The organism is Salinibacter ruber DSM 13855 (genome assembly GCF_000013045.1).
GTDB classification, from domain to species: Bacteria; Bacteroidota; Rhodothermia; order Rhodothermales; family Salinibacteraceae; genus Salinibacter; species Salinibacter ruber.
This window is the reverse complement of sequence record NC_007677.1, coordinates 1616212-1631434: the sequence shown is the minus strand read 5'-3', so window position 1 is coordinate 1631434 and position 15223 is coordinate 1616212. Positions and strand designations below refer to the sequence as shown.

Below are 15223 nucleotides of genomic sequence, written 5' to 3'. Positions count from 1 at the left end.
AACAGGGGACTACAATTGACCACAGCGTGGCACGGCTGACCTCCGGGTGCGTTTCCGGAGGGCGCAGTTCGTTCCGGCCCTATCCGGGGACGCGGTTCTCGTCGGAGGACGAGACGGGCCCCAGGTAGTCGATCCGGAGCGTGCCGTCCGGGTGCTGATCCAGGGCGACCCGCACGCCGAATACCGAGGCGATGCGCTCCGGCGTCAGGACCGACGCTGGGGGCCCCTGGGCCCGCAGCTCGCCGTCTGCGATCAGGAGCAGCCGATCCGCGTAGCGGGCCGCCAGCTCCAGGTCGTGCCCCACGGCGAGCACCGTCCGGCCGGCCTCCGCCTGCGCCCGGATCTGCTCCATAAAGGAGAATTGATAGTGGACGTCCAGGTGGGCGGTCGGCTCGTCCAGAAGCAGCAGGTCCGCCCCCTGCACCAGGGCCTGCGCCAGAAAGACGCGCTGCATCTCTCCTCCGCTCAGGGACAGGACCGACCGGGTCGCGAAGCCCTCCAGTTCCACTCGGGCAAGGGCCTCTCGAACGCGCTCCCGGTCCGACTCCCGGTACGGCTGCAACCAACCTCGCTGCGGGGCCCGGCCGAGCAGCACAAATTCCTCCACCGCAAAGTCGAAGGTGAGGGACCGCGCCTGACGGACGAAGGCCTGCGCCCGTGCTTGCTCCTGTGCACTCATCGCTTCGATGGGCGTCCCCCGGAGCCGGACCTCGCCCTCGAACGGGATGTGCCCCCCAATTGCCCGCAGAAGGGTTGTTTTGCCCGCGCCGTTGGGCCCGAGGATGCCGACCCACTGCCCGGCCGCGACCTCGAAGCCCACGTCGCGTAGAATCGTGTGTCCGTCGAGCGTAACGGAAAGTCGGTCGACCGAAAGCAGGGCCACGCCGTTGCCGGACGTCAGTGCAAAGAGACCGCGTGCGCATCTAGGTGGGCGTCGCCACCAGCACCTCCGACGGAACACCCCACGCCGTTACCGAGGCGTGAGCCCGGACGGACCAACGCGTCTCGTCCAGAAGGGCCCGTTGCCGAAGGGGCCGGCACCCGCCGACCCACGCCGGGCGGATTCGGTGCAGAGCGTTCCAGAGCCCACTCACGCACCGAGGCACCAGCGCTCGCCCCCAGGTAAGCCCCGCGAGGCAGAGCCGGCCGTTCTCTCGCAGGAGGCGATGCGCTTCTCCGAGGAAGGTCCGGGCGTCCTCTCGCGACAGAAGGTCCAGCAGGTAGGTCGCCACCACGCGATCGTGCGTCCCATCCGGGGCGTCGAACGTCAGGCCGCCGTCGGTCTCGTGGACGGTCGCGCGGGCCCCGAACGCCCCGAGTCGGGCCCGGGCGAGCCGCACCATCGTTCCGCTGAGGTCGTATCCCACGTAGCGCGCCGGCGGCGGACAATGGCTTTGCAGGAGGCGCTCGGCGAGCGTTCCGGTTCCACATCCGACCTCGACCACCGACCGGGCGTCCCCAAACCCCCCACGGGCCACGAGCACGTCGAAGGCCGGCGCCTCGTAGAAGGCCTGGGTGTCCTGCCACGCCCCAACCCGGTCGTAGACGGCCTCAATGTCCGAGCGGGAGAGCGTCCGGCGGGCGGTCATGGGGGATGTCCACGGCGGCTGGCTCAAACGGAGGCCCGTGCTTCCTGGGGAGAAATTTGTCCTACCGGGACGGAACGGTTTCGTCGTCCTTCGTCACGAGCGGATAGTCGGCCTCCACCTCCCCATTTACCATTTCACGCAGGGGGCGACGGAGCAGCCGCTTGCGGAAGCTGCTAAGGTAGTCGGTGAAGAGGACGCCGTCGAGATGGTCGCGCTCGTGTTGCAGAACCCGAGACAACATGCCCCCGGCCTCCAGTTCCTGCTCCTCAAACTCGCGATCCCGGTAGCGCATCCGAATCCGTTCGGGGCGCGCCACGGCTTCTCGCACCTCCGGAATCGACAGGCAGCCCTCCTCCATCTCCGCGGTGTCCTCGCTCTCCTCCACGATCTCGGGATTGATGAAGACCATCGGCTGGGGCGGGAGCGGCTCCCCCGCCTCCGCAATCTCGTCGGCCATCGGGGTCAGGTCCACCACGAAAAGACGCTCGGTGCGCCCGACCTGGGGCGCCGCCAGCCCGATGCCGGCGGCGTTGTGCATCGTCTCGATCATGTTGTCGATGAGCTCCTGGAGCGCCTCCGTATTCTCCTGCACGGGATCGGTCTCGTTCCGGAGCGCCTCGTGGCCGTAGACGTATATCGGCAGTATCATAGGCGAAGGGGATTGCCAAGAAACTGTGTGCAGTGGCGTACAACGGAACGACACACCCGGAAGTGCCGGCGATGCCCTTCTTCAAAGCAGAAATCCTACAAACTCCTCGGCCCGCCCTCCCCCGCTCGTTCCGCCCTACTCCCGCCCGTAGTCGTCCTCCAGCCGGATGATGTCGTCCTCCACGCAGCGGCCCATCTGCGTCTCGATAAAGACGAGCGGCCCGTCGCCGGTATTCTCGATGCGGTGTACGTCGCCCTCGTCGATAAAGCAGGTGTCCCCCTCAGACACCGCGATCTCCTCCTCGTTGCGCGTGAAGACGCCCGTTCCCCGGACGACGACCCAGTGCTCTTGTCGCTGCTCGTGCTTCTGCAGGGAGAGCCGCTGGCCGGGGTGCACGATGATGCGCTTCACGCGATACCCCGGCTCGTTCAGGTATTCTTCCCAGCGGCCCCAGGGACGGTCGTCGGCGTCGAGAAACATAGAGAGGGATGTCGATTGGTGAACAAAAAGAAAAGGAGAGAGACGAGCGCCACGCCTGCGCGGCGGCTGCCATTGGCTTACGCCGGGGCCTCCGCAGGGGCCTCGGCCGTATCGACGGGCGTGCCGACCACCTTCAGCAGGCCGTACAGGAGCGCCGCCCCGACCAAGAGCCCGACCCACCACGGCATGCCGAAGCCGGCGGGCAGTGTGCCAAACACGATGGCCACGGTCCCCACGCTGAGCGCGTACGGCAACTGCGTGCGCACGTGCTCCACGTGGTCGCAGCCGCTGGCCATTGACGAGAGAATCGTCGTATCCGAAATGGGCGAACAATGGTCCCCCCACACCGATCCGGCCAGCACGCACGACACCGACGAGTACAGAATGTGATAGTGCGACGGGTCGTCCATCCCGTTCTGGACGAGAACCGCCCACACCAGTGGAACCACCAGCGGCATCAGGATGCCCATGGTGCCCCAGCTCGACCCGGTCGCAAAGGCCGTCGCGGCCGCAAGGACAAAGATGAGTGCCGGCACGACCCCAGGCGGAAGCCACTCCCCGAGGACCGACACGAGAAAGTCGGCCGTGTGCAGAACCTCTGTGATGTTGGACAGGGCCCACGCGAGCACGAGGATGATCATCGCAAACAGCATGGACTTCAGGCCCTCGTACCAGGCCTCCACGGTCTGCTCCAGGTCGAGGATGCCCTGCCCGATGGACAGCGCCGCCGCCACCAACACCCCGAGGATCGATCCCCACATCAGGGCGGTGTACGAGTTCGCCTCCCCGATAATGTCTCGCAAGGGGGCGTCAACCCCAGCGGCCTGAACGCCCGTCGCGTACAGCCCGCCGAGCACCCCTCCCACCAGCACCAGAATCGGAATGACGGCGTTGACGGCCTGGAACGGCGTTCCGTCCGGGGGCTGCAGCTCCTCCCCCTCCGAGGCCGCCTCGTCGACCTTCGCTTCCTTGCCCAGCACTTCCCCCGTCTCGCGGGCCCGCCGCTCCGCCTGGTACATCGGCCCGAAGTCGAGTCCCGAATAGGCCACGAGGAAGACGAAAAACAGCGTGAGGAGCGGATAGAAGTTGTAGGGCAGTGAGCTGAGGAAGACCGAGTAGGCCCCCTGCGCAAATCCGTCGATGTTCTGGATGGCGGTGCCCAGGAGGCCCACCTGGTACCCAATCCACGTGGTGACGAACGCGAGGGTCGCGATGGGGGCTGCGGTCGAGTCCACGACGTAGGCCAACTTCTCACGGGAAATGCGAAGCCGGTCCGTGACCGGGCGCATGGTGTTGCCCACGATGAGGGTATTGGCGTAATCGTCGAAGAAAATGCTCACGCCCAGCACCCCGGTCACCATCTGTCCCCGCTTCGAGTCGCTCGCCCACCCCGTCAGGCGCTCCACGATGCCGAGGGTCCCCCCATTCTTGGAGATGATGCCCACCATGCCCCCGATCATGAGGGAGAACAGAATGATGGCCACGTGGCTGGAGCTGGACATTGCGTTCAGCACATAGACCTGAAAGCTGTCCAGCAGGCCCTTGAACGCGCCCCACGGCGTGATGCCGATGGCAATCACCGCGCCCACCCATATTCCAAAGAACAACGCCGGCACCACACGCCGGTACAGCAGCGCCATCCCGATGGCCAAGAGGGGCGGCAGGATGGAGAGCCAACCCGGAATGGTTCGCGTGGTGGTCGAGCGCAACACTGCGTCGTTGGCTACGACCTCGACGTTGGCACTTCCGCTCGACGCGACCGAGACATCGTCCGCGGTCCACGCCCCCTCCGTCGCGTCGTACGAAAGCGAGAACGAGGCGCCCGCCACCCGCAGCGTCGGGGCCCCTCGCGCGGCCAGCGAGGAGTCCCCAGGCACCGAGACCGAAAACTCGATGCCGCTCAGGACCGGGTCCGGGACCTCGATGGGGCCCTGCTCCTGCCCAAGAGATGGCGACATCGTTAGGGCGAACAGTCCTAGCCCGATGAAGAGAGCGCGCATCCCAAGCGGTTTCACGAGTGGACGCGTCATGAGAGAAGAGCCATGAGTTGAAGGGTTGGGTGCCGATGGGCATGGAAAACGAAACGGGGCGTTACACCATCGAGGTGGCTGTGTGTTTTTGGATGAACGGGCCTCCCATAGAAGGGAGCCAAGTCGATGGATGTAGACGACCTAGCCGTGTACAGGCGCTCATTGAAACTTGCGGAGGAGATCTGGGCAGAGGTGGAGGAGTGGCCGTCTTTTGCCAAGTACTCCATCGGTGAGCAACTCGTCCAGGCGGCGGACTCAATTGCGGCGAACATCAGCGAAGGCCACGGGCGGTACCACTTCGGCGAAAATCGTCAGTTCTGCTACGATGCTCGCGGCTCACTGCAAGAAACCATCACGTGGTTGCAGAAAGCAAAAATGCGCGGTCTCATCACGGATGAGCGCTACGAGGAACTGTCCGACGAATTGACCGAGATCCGAAAGATGCCAAATGGCTATGTCCGCTCCATCGGCAAAAACAGGAGCTCTTGACTCATCCCTCGTGATTCACAACTCACTCGTGACTCACAATTCATGACTCATGACTCACGAGTTCCAAAGATTCGGTCCCCCGCGTCGCCCAAGCCGGGCCGAATGAAGGCATTGTCGTCCAGCTCCCGGTCCAATACCGCCGTCACCACGGGCACGTCGGGGTGCTCCTCGCGGAGCTTCTGGACCCCCTCGGGCGCCGCCACCAGGCACGCAAACGTAAAGTCCTGTCCCCCTTCCTCCTTCAAGTGATCGATGGCAAAGGACGCACTGCCCCCTGTGGCCAGCATCGGGTCCACCACGAACACGTGGGCGTGCCCGATGGTCGAGGGGATGTTGCTGTAGTAGTCGACGGGCCGGTAGGTCTCCTCGTCGCGCTGCATCCCGAGGTGGCCCACGCGGGCCTCCGGCACGTACCGCACGAAGCCATCCACCATCCCGAGCCCGGCCCGCATGATGGGCACGACCATCACCTCCTCGGCGATCTCGTAGCCGGTCGTCTGTTCGAGGGGCGTCTCGATGGAGGTCTCCTCCAGCTCGATGTCCCGCATCGCCTCGTAGGCCAGAATCGCCGCCGCGTCGGACACCGTCTTCCGGAACTGGCCGTGCGGCGTCTCCTCCCGGCGCAGGAGGGTCAGGTCACGCTTCAAGAGCGGGTGGTCGACAACAGTCACGTTCTCCATGGGAAATTGAGAATGGTGGGCACAGCACGACCGACGTGGGACAACAGGAGGCGAGGCGACGCCCCGCCCCCGGGCCCATCACGTCTCCGACTCCTCCAGCCACGGTTTTCGGGCCCCGTAGTCGTCGGTGATCTCCTTCACCTTGTCCGTCAGCAGGATCACGCCAATCAGGTTCGGCACAATCACGATCCCGAGGGCGATGTCCCCGATGGTCCAGATGGTCGTAAGGGCGGTCACCGCACCGGTAAAGTTCATGAGCACGAAGACGACCTTGTACGGGAAGATGGCCCGCTCGCCGAACAGGTAGTAGGCACAGCGGTCGCCGTAGTAGCTCCACGAGATGGAGGTCGAGATGGCGAAGAGCAGCACGCTCAGGATGACGACGTACCCGCCCCAGTCGCCGAGCGGAGAGAGGCCGCGTTCGAAGGCAAGGCGGGTAAGGGGGGCCCCGCTGCGCACCCCCTCTCCGTACAGGACCTGGTACTCGGTCCCGTCGTCGGCCACGGCGACCTCTTTCGTCGGGTAGAGCGTGCCCGTAAAGGGCTCTTGGAGGTCTTCTGCCTCGTCGCAGTCGTTGGCGCAGGACGTGTAGAAGGAGCTTACCACGGCCTGCCGCCAGGCAAACTGCGCGTCCTCGTCGGGATTGGGGACCTGCTGCTCGCCGTTCTCAATTCGGATCTCCTCCGGCGTATCGGAGCTGGGAAAGATGCCGCCCTCGTTCTCCACCCGGTAGTCCGCGTTGCCGGAGTCGAAGTTGAACTCCGTGGGCACCTCGGCCCCCCAGGCCCCACTCACGAGGATGGCCAGGCAGGTCAGCGTGACGACCGTGATCGTGTCGATGAACGGCTCCAGGAGGGCCACCACGCCCTCCGAGGCGGGCTCGTCGGTCTTGGCGGCCGAGTGGGCAATGGGGGCCGAGCCCATGCCGGCCTCGTTGGAGAAGAGGCCGCGTTGCACCCCGTACGTAAACGTCAGTAAGAAGGCCCCAGCCCCCGTCCCTGCCACCCCCGCGGACGGATTGAAGGCGTTCGTGAAGACGCTCCCGAGCGTCGGGAGAATCTCCGTGTAGTTGAAGGCAAGGACGAGGAGCGCGCCGATCACGTACGCCGCGGCCATGACGGGCACGAGGATGCCCGTGACGCGCCCAATCGCGGTCACGCCGCCGAGGATGACGAGGGCGATGATGGTGGCCAGTACAAGCCCCGAGAGCCATACCGCCACGCCGAACTCCGCGTTCATGACGTCGGCCACCGTGTTCGACTGCACCGCGTTTCCGGTGAGGAAGGACGTGATCATCAGCATCACGGCGAAGAAGATCGCCAGGGGCTTCCAGTTTGAGCCCAGTCCCTTTTCGATGTAGTACATAGGCCCTCCGGCCACCGTCCCCTTCCAGGTCTGCTGCCAGGTGCCCTTTTCCGCCTCGGTCGGCTCCTCGACGTTTCGGTAGAACTGCGCGATGGTCACCTCGCTGTATTTGGTGGCCATGCCGAGGATGCCGGTGACCCACATCCACAACAGGGCCCCCGGGCCGCCCACGTGGATGGCAAGGGCCGCCCCGGCGATGTTGCCGATCCCGAGGGTGGCCGACAGCGCCGTCGTTAGGGCCTGGAAGTGCGACACGTCTCCGGGGTCGTCCGGATCGTCGTACCGCCCCGACGTGACGGCAAGGCCGTGCGGAAACTGGCGAATCTGAACGAAGGCCAGTCGAAGGGTAAAGTAGATGCCCGCCCCCAGCAGGAGCAGCACCACCCACGGAATGTATTGCCCCCCCCCGATTGGGATGCCGTAGGTCCAAACCACATCGTAGAGGGTGTCGACGATCGTTTGCAGCATAGGGTCAGCGCAGTGACACGGCAGTAAGTACGCGAAAATATGCAGTCGCGCCCCGGAGGCCCACAGGGGAGCAGCTCCGACCTCCACACGCAAGCCCCCACGATTATTGCCAGGGGGACGATCCTCTTTTTTTGGAACGCCGTTGGAATATAGGAGGTGGGATGCGACTGCGCAAACGGACGCTGTTTTCCGCCTTGGGATGCGGAATGAAGCCGCTGAGGACCGAATCTCCTCCCCCTGCAGGCGTTTCCCGGCGAGGCAGAACCTGATCCCGCCGCTCCACGACGCCCTCCAGCCCGCAGCCCCCCAAGCCCCATGTGGCACTCAGTCAGCCGCCGGCCCCCTCCCCGGCACGATTTGAGCCGGCCACATGGCACGGCGGTCCTCCTGAATCTGCTGGGCCCCGCAAGGACCGTCGGCACGGCACAGACAGGCGGCCAGACGGGGCCACCGATTCCGGAAAATCTTGTAATCGATCCGCACAAACGAACACACACCGGGGGCGTTACTGGACACGAGCATATTCGACGGCAAGATTTGGGAGCCGACCGCGTTGCTTCCGGCGTCAATCTTTTGCGTGTGGCGGTGTGTGACATACACTTTCTCGTCCTTCCCCCAGACTTTTCCAGCCTGACCGCTCATGGAAATCCGATGCGGGGGCTGTTTCGGCAGACGCCGATGGTGAATTTGACCCTCGCCCGCGGGCTGCAGGGCTGACTGGACCCGACCGGGGTGTCGCAGTGCTCCTATCAAGGTGTGGGAAAGAGGGACCCGTGGGGGCGTTTGTGTGTCCGGTCTGCCCGATCTGCCCCTGCCCGGTCCTAGAACCACTGTTTTCGTCTTTCAGCTGCTTCGTTATGGCCCCTTCGTACACCCCAGAAACACGCCAGGACCGCATCACCAACCGGTGGGTCGCCTTCGCGCCCTCTCGAAGCGACCGCCCCAAACACACGGAAGCGGAATCGGCCTCGTCGCCCCCTTCGGAAGATCCCCCCGTGGAGGGATGCCCTTTTTGCCCGGGACACGAGGCGATGCTGCCCTCGGTGATCTGGGAAAAGCCGCAGGAGGCCCCTCCCGGATGGACGACACGGGTGGTTCCCAACAAGTATGCCGCCCTGGCCCCGGACCAGAATGGGGCTCCTCGCTCAGGTACATTGTACCGCACCCGCGCCAGTCGGGGGCGCCAGGAGGTGATCATCGATACCCCTCGCCACCACCAGCCCCTGGCCCACATGTCCGTGGCCCAGGTCGACGCCGTCCTTGAGACCTATCTGCAGCGCTACCACGCAATCCGTTCGGCCGACGAGGAGCTCATTCCGGCCCTCTTTCGCAACCATGGCGCGCGAGCCGGCGCCTCTATTCCACACCCCCACAGTCAACTCATTGCCCCGAATTTTCGCCCGCCCCAGATTGAACGCGAGGAGCGAGCGGCCCGGGCCCGATACGAGGAGCTGGGTGCGTGTCCGTACTGCGTCATGATTGAGAACGAGCTCGACACGGAGGATCGGCTCGTGTGGACGAACGAGGCGTTTGTAGTATTCGTCCCGTTTGCCGCCGAAGTCCCCTACGAGATGTGGATTCTTCCCCGTACGCACGACCCGGAGTTCGGGCGGCTCGCGGCCGAGGACCGTACTGCCCTCGCCCAAGCCCTACGGGCCGTCTTGCAGCGCCTCCACCAGTGCCTGAATGACCCCGACTACAATTTCTTCGTCCGGACGGCACTGGACTACGACACCAGCCAGGCCCACCTGCATTGGAGCCTTCGAATACGGCCCCGTACCACGGTGCAGGCCGGCTACGAGGTGGGCACCGGTCAGCGCATCAACCCCTCCATCCCCGAACGGGACGCGGCCGTGCTTCGACGTCCCGACGGCGGCACCGACGACAATCCGGCGTAGATGCGCAGTCCGACAACAAAGACAATAAAAAAGCCCCGGGGCACAGACGGCCCTGGGGCTTCTCCTGGTGGGGGAAACAACCTGCTACTGGGTCCCACCCAGACAGACAGCTTTTGTTTCTAATTTTCCGAACACACCGAGGGGTGCCGTCCGAAAGCGCCAGCAAGAGGGCGAGAACGGTACGTCTGGCCCGCCGTCCACGTTAGGAAATGGGGTCGTCTTCGGGCGCAGGCGGTACGGACCGGGCCCGTGTATCATCCGCACCAGGAGCTCCTTCCTGATCGAGAGGCTCTCAGGGAACCTGATCGCCTGCATCTGCCGACCGAAGTCGGTGTGGACGCAAGCGTTGCGGGACTCAGGACGAGCACGCCCCCTCCGAAGCCTCGTCGCCACCCCTCTGTATTCGGGCACGCGTCGGAACGTGCCGTCAAGGCCGGTGCCGTTGTCCGCCCCGGACCCACGGACGATGGGGCCGAGAAAGACTCCGGCAAGGCGGCGTGTGGAGGGCTTCGTGGGGCTGTCTGGCCGGAAATGAGTCGGACGCACAACCATCTTCGGAAGCGCCTGGCAGAGGGGACGGGCCGACCATCTCCGTCGGCCCACTCCGGTCCCCTCCGTCAGACCCGTCGCGTCAACTACCCAATCTGGTAGAACTTCTCATTGGTAATCTGGCCGTCATCGTTCCAGGTGCGGACCGCCACCTGCTTCTGATCCACGCGGCCCACTCCTTCCAGGGTCATTTCGTTGTGCCACTCGGAAAAGGTGACGCTGTTCTCCTCGTCAATGGCACGGGCCTTGATCTCCGCGGAGTGGAACTGCTCCAGGGAGCCGACAAACTGCTCCTCGTATTCTCGGTTCTCTTCCTTGCCCACGCGCCGGTCGTCTCCTTCTTCCATCACGACGTCGTCGGCGTAAAACTTGTCGAAGGCCTCCAGAATCTCGCCCTGGAGGATCATCTCGTTCAGCTCTTGGTCGAGGGCGTTCAGGTCACTCATGGTTCGGTTGGGGTTGAATGCACGTACGATCGAATGGCTCGCGGAGTCGGACTGGCCACTTCGGATCAGTCCACTGTTGCAACATTGTACGTTGCAACATGTTTCGGGCGATGATTAGCCGTCGTCCTGAAAGCCGGTGTAGATCCCTTCGCAGATTCTCGAGAGGTGCTGGAGATCCCGATCCGCAACCCGCTCGTCGAACCACCGCTGCACCTCGCGGATTTCGGGGCCCATTCGTTCCAGGAGGTCCAGTCCGTCGGCGGTGATCGTGTGAATGGTCATTCGACGGTCTTCGTCGCTGGTGGTTCGTCGGACGAGCCCGCGGTCCACCAATTTGTCGATGAGACGCGTTACGTCCGGGGACGGATCGAGCATCCGCTCGATGATTTCGCACCGGGGATGGCCCTCCGGGTGCACGCCCCGAAGGATCCGGAGCACGTTGTGGTGGCTGAACTGAAGATCGTGCTTTTCACACACCTGCTCCACGCGCCGTCGCACCTCGGCCGCAGCCACGAAGAGATTCAACATCGCCTCCTGGGCCGCGTCTTCGAACGGCTCGGTCTGTTTGATGTGGTCGCGCAAAATGTGTCCCATGTTGCGGAAACCAGTTGCGAGTTTCAGTTTCTATGTTACAACACGTAAATGTCAGTACGAGAGTTCCTTGACAACGTCCTGTGGTGGACCGCACGGACTGAAGCTACTCGACCACCTGTGGGACGAGGAAGTGTTCGTTGTCGGCGTCCGGGGCCGGCTCCAGGGCCTGCCCCCGATCAATCCGCTCCTCAATCTCGTCGCTCCGAAAGACGTTGGTGACGTCCAGGACGTGGGACATGGGCGGCACCCCGGCGGTGTCGAGCTCATCGAGTTTTTCCACGTACCCGAGGATCTCGCTCAGCTCCTCCGCCATCCGGGCCTCTTCCTCCTCCGAAAAATCGAGCCGGGCAAGCTGTGCAACGTGCCGAACGTCGTCGCGGGTCACAGACATCTGGGCGCAGGGACTTGGGCGATTGAGAGGCGGAAAGGCAATATACCAACAGGGCCGAAACGGCAGGCGATCAACACGAGTTTCCCCGCCGGCCGCCCGCTGCCCTCAGTCCGAAGGGGCCGCGGCCCGGACCGTCCGGATCATTCGAATGAGGGTGGTGGCCGACCGCAGGCCGTGCTTCGGACGGGGCTCCAGAAACATTTCCAGGCTGATCGGCCCCTGGAAGCCCTGTGCGGACAACTGCTCCAGCTGCTCAGCCCAGCCCACCGCCCCATCCCCCAGGGGCGTGTCCACCCACCGCCCGCCCTCCACGCGCCCGTCGCTGCACCGGACGAGCGTGACGAGTCCCGCGAGGGCCGTGAGCCCCGTGGCCGGGTCCTCCCCCGCCCGCAGCGCCCCGACCGGGTTCCACGCCGCCCGGACATTCGGCGCGTCCACGCGGGACAACAGCTCAGCGAGGGCCTGCCCGGTCGGACACGCGGTCTCGGGGCCGTTCCGCACCGCGACCAGAAAGTCGTACTCGGCGGCCTTCTCCCCAGCCTGCTGCAGGGCCTCCGCCATCGGCTCCAGGGACGCCCCCGGCTCCGCGGCGAACGGGCTGATCGTGACTCGCGGACACCCCACCCGACGGCACAGCTCGAGGGTGTCCTCAAACTGAAGGAGATCATTCATCCAGGCCGCCCGGTCACTCACCGGTCCCTCAAACATGCTCGGCACCACGCTCGACAGCAGAAGATCGGTGCCCTCCAGTTGCTCACGGATCTGCTTTTCGTTGACGAACGGAATGCGGTCGTCGGGCCCCCCTACGGTCCGCAGCTCCATGCCGTGCAGGCCCCAGAGCTGGGTGTAGTGGAGGGCCCGGTTCAGGTCGCTCGTGACGGTGTCGGTTAGCCAGACGGGAACCATGCGGCGGATCGGAGGGCATACGCTTCGCAACGACGTGCCCCTCCGTATCAACCACCCCAAGGGGTGTTCCACTTGCCTCTCGGGGGCGGCGCGCCCCGCGAACAGGCGGAGACGTCCGACTAGCGCTCCGGGTTCGATCCCTTCTCTGTGCTCTGCGCCTCCGTTTCGGGAGCAGGAAACTCCGCGTCCTCGGCGTACCGTTCGCCGAGCCGACGGAGGGCCTTCTGTGCGTTCCGACGCCGCTGGTCGATGAGCTCCTGATTGCCCTCTTGCTTCGCTCGGGCCCGAAGCGGATCCACGATCTCGGCCCGGAGCACGATGAGAAGCTCCTGCTTCGTCACGTTGGTGGTTTCTGAGCCGAAGATGTACCGAAGCCCGAAGACCCAGCCCGGCAGGTCCTTCAGGATGGGGACCCCACTGCGCCTCGTGGTTTTCTGGGTGGAGATGAGCCCCCCAATGGCGGTGGCTTCGTTGTCGAGGAGGAGGATTTGGGTGCTGGCCTGATTGCGGTTAATGATCGGTCCGGAGCCGGAGGGCTGGCTGTTTGAATCCTCGACGTCCACGTTCAGGTGAATAAAGTCCAGCACGGGCGCCCCGGAGGTATCGGCCACCGGCTGGCTGAGCAGCGTGGGCGTGACGTCGATAATGATGCCGGTCGAGAAGAACTCCGTGACGGTGTTCCCCGCAAAGTCGGTGGTCTGGATCGGCACGTCCTGCCCGATCTGAATCTCGCCCTGCTCCCCGCTCTGGACGGTCACCTGCGGGTTTGCGACGGTGCGCCCCACGTTGTCCTGCTCCACGAGATTGAGGAACCGGCGGAACTGAGAAAGAGAGATCTGATCGGGGGCCTGGAGAATGTTGTCGACGCTCTCGAACAAGTTCTCCGTCTGAATGGCATAGTTCTGTCTCTGGCCGCCCGTTCCCCCGGCACCGCCCGTTCCACCCCCTCCAGTGCCGCCCCCGACGCCGCCGCCTTGCCCGCCGCCCTGTCCGCCGCCCTGCGTGGAGCCGAGGATCTCGTCCCACCGAAGCCCGCGGTTGCGGACCTTCGTGAGATTGAGGTTGAAGAGAATGGCGTTGATCCGGATCTCGCGGGTGTCTACGGTGGCGGGCGGCCCTCCCCCTTCCCCGCCAGACTCGGCCGGGGCCTCCGTCTGGTCGACCCTCTCCTCCGGCTCGGCCTCCTGCACCAGGAAGACGTCGTCGGTTTCCCGGTACGTCAGTCCGTTGGCCTCCAGGGCCCGCTGGAAGGCATCGAAGTAGTACATCCCCGAGATCGAAACGCCAATCGACGCCGCCCGGTCCTCCGGATCGACGACCCGCTTGCCCAACTCCCGTTCAAAAATCGGGTTGATGATCTCAATGAACTGGCTCAGCGAGGTCTCCTGGCCGAAGGACACCAGCAGCTCGGGGGAAATGTCGGTGCGGGTGTTGCGGCGCTCCGGTCGTTCCTGGGCCTCGGCCGGCAGGCCCAGTCCTCCCCCCCACACCACAACGACGAGGACCAACAGCACGTACCGGAGGCGAGAAGAGCGAATCATGAAGGCAAAACGTCGGCGGTGCGAGAGAGCAAACGGGAGACGTGCAGGTCGTGCCGTACTGTGCGGCGTATCGGACGGTGGGGCGACATGCTACTGGAAATGGGCGCAAGGACCGTTCCTACGGGCTCGTGGAAGGCGCAGCGTCTGTGCCGCGGACCCGGAGGGGACTCTCGGTGCCCAGCGTCCGCTCCACGCGGTCCACGATCCCGCCTCGGTTCAACCGCGCGACGACCCGGCCCTCCGACGGGCTTACCTCTTCGATGCGCCCGAGGTACACCCGGTCGCCCTCCCCAACCTGTCGAAGCCCCTCATCGGTCTGGAAAACCGCCTTCCCGTCCACGATGGAGAGCAGCTGTGCGGACTCGACGTTCAGGCGATCGTACTGGTTGGGCGGCACCTTTTCGAAGACGAGGGGGTAGAACGGATTGATTTCAGGCGCGGGGTTGGGCACGACCGAGGACGGGAGGGGCGGGCTGGCCTCCATTTTCGCCACGGGCAGCCGTTCGGTCCCTTCTCCCTCGTCGGGAGATGTGGGGGCGGGCAGATCCGTAGCGGCGCCGTAGATGGCTTCCACTTCCATGTCGAACGAGACGAGGACGTCCATCGTCGTGCGTCCACTCTCCTCGTCGGTCTCGCGTTCTTCGAGGTAGTTCAGGTTCAGGCCCTGGATGCGGTAAAACGGGCGGTTGTTCTCGATCGTCCACACAAACTCGTACAGATTGGTGAAGTAGGCCTCCCCCTCCGCGCGGAAGGTGTGCACGCTGTAGCCGTCCCTTGCCTCCGAGCCGGCCGACGCCACGTCGAACCGCTGAAATCCCGTCTCCGTCAGCTCGGTGAGGTAGGACACGATGTCCGGAGACGAGATGGTCGCGGGAACCACCTTGTACCGGGTTCGCCACCGGCGGCGAACCGTTCGGAGGCGCGATTCGGCGTTGGCCCGATCCGCCCGGAGCGACCGAATTTCTTCCTGATCCTGCTTCTTCGCCTCAATCTTTTGCTCCAGCGACGCAATCGTGTCCTGCTGGTGGAAATACGTGAGGTACGTGCCCGCCCCGCACACGAGGACCAGGCAGGTGAGGAGCAAAATCTGATTGGAGTCGGGCCAGAACATGCGTCGTCCACGTGAGCAAAGAGAGAGTGCGTGCGGT

At 64.7% G+C, this 15223-nt stretch carries 15 protein-coding genes; 2 read left to right on the top strand and 13 right to left on the bottom strand.

What is annotated here, in order from left to right; genetic code table 11:
* Positions 1-79 precede the first annotated feature (79 nt).
* From SRU_RS06880 to SRU_RS06860, 5 genes are all read right to left on the bottom strand, one after another.
* A complete protein-coding gene (locus tag SRU_RS06880) occupies positions 80-883 on the bottom strand; it encodes an ABC transporter ATP-binding protein (RefSeq protein ID WP_112903845.1) in 804 nt (267 codons plus the stop codon).
* 40 nt (positions 884-923) lie between these two features.
* Complete coding sequence (locus tag SRU_RS06875; protein ID WP_013061816.1) at positions 924-1616, bottom strand: class I SAM-dependent methyltransferase; 693 nt, start codon at positions 1614-1616, stop codon at positions 924-926.
* Between the two features lie 34 nt (positions 1617-1650).
* Positions 1651-2238 carry a peptide deformylase gene (gene def / locus SRU_RS06870; RefSeq protein WP_011404043.1) on the bottom strand — a complete coding sequence of 196 codons (588 nt, stop codon included), beginning with the start codon at positions 2236-2238 and terminating at the stop codon, positions 1651-1653.
* A 135-nt stretch (positions 2239-2373) separates the two neighbouring features.
* Positions 2374-2718 carry a phosphomannose isomerase type II C-terminal cupin domain gene (locus SRU_RS06865; RefSeq protein ID WP_103017550.1) on the bottom strand — a complete coding sequence of 115 codons (345 nt, stop codon included), beginning with the start codon at positions 2716-2718 and terminating at the stop codon, positions 2374-2376.
* A 77-nt stretch (positions 2719-2795) separates the two neighbouring features.
* Complete coding sequence (locus SRU_RS06860) at positions 2796-4676, bottom strand: Na+/H+ antiporter NhaC family protein (RefSeq protein WP_237702021.1); 1881 nt, start codon at positions 4674-4676, stop codon at positions 2796-2798.
* Between the two features lie 198 nt (positions 4677-4874).
* On the opposite strand from SRU_RS06860, the gene SRU_RS06855 reads away from it, so the two are divergent.
* Complete coding sequence (locus tag SRU_RS06855; protein ID WP_011404040.1) at positions 4875-5237, top strand: four helix bundle protein; 363 nt, start codon at positions 4875-4877, stop codon at positions 5235-5237.
* Between the two features lie 47 nt (positions 5238-5284).
* Here the strand turns inward: SRU_RS06855 and upp are convergent, their stop codons facing one another.
* On the bottom strand, positions 5285-5917 hold the full coding sequence (gene upp, locus SRU_RS06850) for a uracil phosphoribosyltransferase (RefSeq protein ID WP_011404039.1): 633 nt from the start codon (positions 5915-5917) through the stop codon (positions 5285-5287).
* A gap of 78 nt (positions 5918-5995) precedes the next feature.
* Positions 5996-7750, bottom strand: a complete 1755-nt coding sequence (locus SRU_RS06845) for an alanine/glycine:cation symporter family protein (protein ID WP_013061811.1) — start codon at positions 7748-7750, stop codon at positions 5996-5998.
* Positions 7751-8607: 857 nt separating this feature from the next.
* Between SRU_RS06845 and galT the strand changes: the two genes are divergently transcribed.
* Complete coding sequence (galT, locus tag SRU_RS06840) at positions 8608-9648, top strand: galactose-1-phosphate uridylyltransferase (protein WP_112903841.1); 1041 nt, start codon at positions 8608-8610, stop codon at positions 9646-9648.
* A 635-nt stretch (positions 9649-10283) separates the two neighbouring features.
* On the opposite strand, the gene SRU_RS06835 is transcribed toward galT, so the two are convergent.
* The 6 genes from SRU_RS06835 to SRU_RS06810 form a co-directional block, all read right to left on the bottom strand.
* Positions 10284-10643 (bottom strand): nuclear transport factor 2 family protein, encoded by a 360-nt coding sequence (locus SRU_RS06835; RefSeq protein ID WP_011404036.1) that lies wholly within the window; start codon positions 10641-10643, stop codon positions 10284-10286.
* Positions 10644-10757: 114 nt separating this feature from the next.
* Positions 10758-11237 carry a MarR family winged helix-turn-helix transcriptional regulator gene (locus SRU_RS06830; protein ID WP_112903839.1) on the bottom strand — a complete coding sequence of 160 codons (480 nt, stop codon included), beginning with the start codon at positions 11235-11237 and terminating at the stop codon, positions 10758-10760.
* A gap of 103 nt (positions 11238-11340) precedes the next feature.
* Entirely contained in the window at positions 11341-11628 is a 288-nt protein-coding gene (gene gatC, locus SRU_RS06825) for an Asp-tRNA(Asn)/Glu-tRNA(Gln) amidotransferase subunit GatC (RefSeq protein ID WP_011404034.1), read from the bottom strand.
* 105 nt (positions 11629-11733) lie between these two features.
* Positions 11734-12534 (bottom strand): sugar phosphate isomerase/epimerase family protein, encoded by an 801-nt coding sequence (locus tag SRU_RS06820; protein ID WP_011404033.1) that lies wholly within the window; start codon positions 12532-12534, stop codon positions 11734-11736.
* Positions 12535-12653: 119 nt separating this feature from the next.
* Positions 12654-14075: a type II and III secretion system protein gene (locus SRU_RS06815; protein ID WP_118828871.1), complete on the bottom strand. Its 1422-nt coding sequence runs from the start codon at positions 14073-14075 to the stop codon at positions 12654-12656.
* A 118-nt stretch (positions 14076-14193) separates the two neighbouring features.
* A complete protein-coding gene (locus SRU_RS06810; RefSeq protein ID WP_118828870.1) occupies positions 14194-15186 on the bottom strand; it encodes a hypothetical protein in 993 nt (330 codons plus the stop codon).
* Positions 15187-15223 lie beyond the last annotated feature (37 nt).

Excerpts from the sequence above, each read along its gene's own strand:
- def (WP_011404043.1), bottom strand. The coding sequence starts at position 2,238 with ATGATACTGCCGATATACGTCTACGGCCACGAGGCGCTCCGGAACGAG.
- SRU_RS06865 (WP_103017550.1), bottom strand. The coding sequence starts at position 2,718 with ATGTTTCTCGACGCCGACGACCGTCCCTGGGGCCGCTGGGAAGAATAC.
- SRU_RS06860 (WP_237702021.1), bottom strand. The coding sequence starts at position 4,676 with ATGTCGCCATCTCTTGGGCAGGAGCAGGGCCCCATCGAGGTCCCGGAC.
- SRU_RS06855 (WP_011404040.1), top strand. The coding sequence starts at position 4,875 with ATGGATGTAGACGACCTAGCCGTGTACAGGCGCTCATTGAAACTTGCG.
- upp (WP_011404039.1), bottom strand. The coding sequence starts at position 5,917 with ATGGAGAACGTGACTGTTGTCGACCACCCGCTCTTGAAGCGTGACCTG.
- SRU_RS06845 (WP_013061811.1), bottom strand. The coding sequence starts at position 7,750 with ATGCTGCAAACGATCGTCGACACCCTCTACGATGTGGTTTGGACCTAC.
- galT (WP_112903841.1), top strand. The coding sequence starts at position 8,608 with ATGGCCCCTTCGTACACCCCAGAAACACGCCAGGACCGCATCACCAAC.
- SRU_RS06835 (WP_011404036.1), bottom strand. The coding sequence starts at position 10,643 with ATGAGTGACCTGAACGCCCTCGACCAAGAGCTGAACGAGATGATCCTC.
- SRU_RS06830 (WP_112903839.1), bottom strand. The coding sequence starts at position 11,237 with ATGGGACACATTTTGCGCGACCACATCAAACAGACCGAGCCGTTCGAA.
- gatC (WP_011404034.1), bottom strand. The coding sequence starts at position 11,628 with ATGTCTGTGACCCGCGACGACGTTCGGCACGTTGCACAGCTTGCCCGG.
- SRU_RS06820 (WP_011404033.1), bottom strand. The coding sequence starts at position 12,534 with ATGGTTCCCGTCTGGCTAACCGACACCGTCACGAGCGACCTGAACCGG.
- SRU_RS06815 (WP_118828871.1), bottom strand. The coding sequence starts at position 14,075 with ATGATTCGCTCTTCTCGCCTCCGGTACGTGCTGTTGGTCCTCGTCGTT.
- SRU_RS06810 (WP_118828870.1), bottom strand. The coding sequence starts at position 15,186 with ATGTTCTGGCCCGACTCCAATCAGATTTTGCTCCTCACCTGCCTGGTC.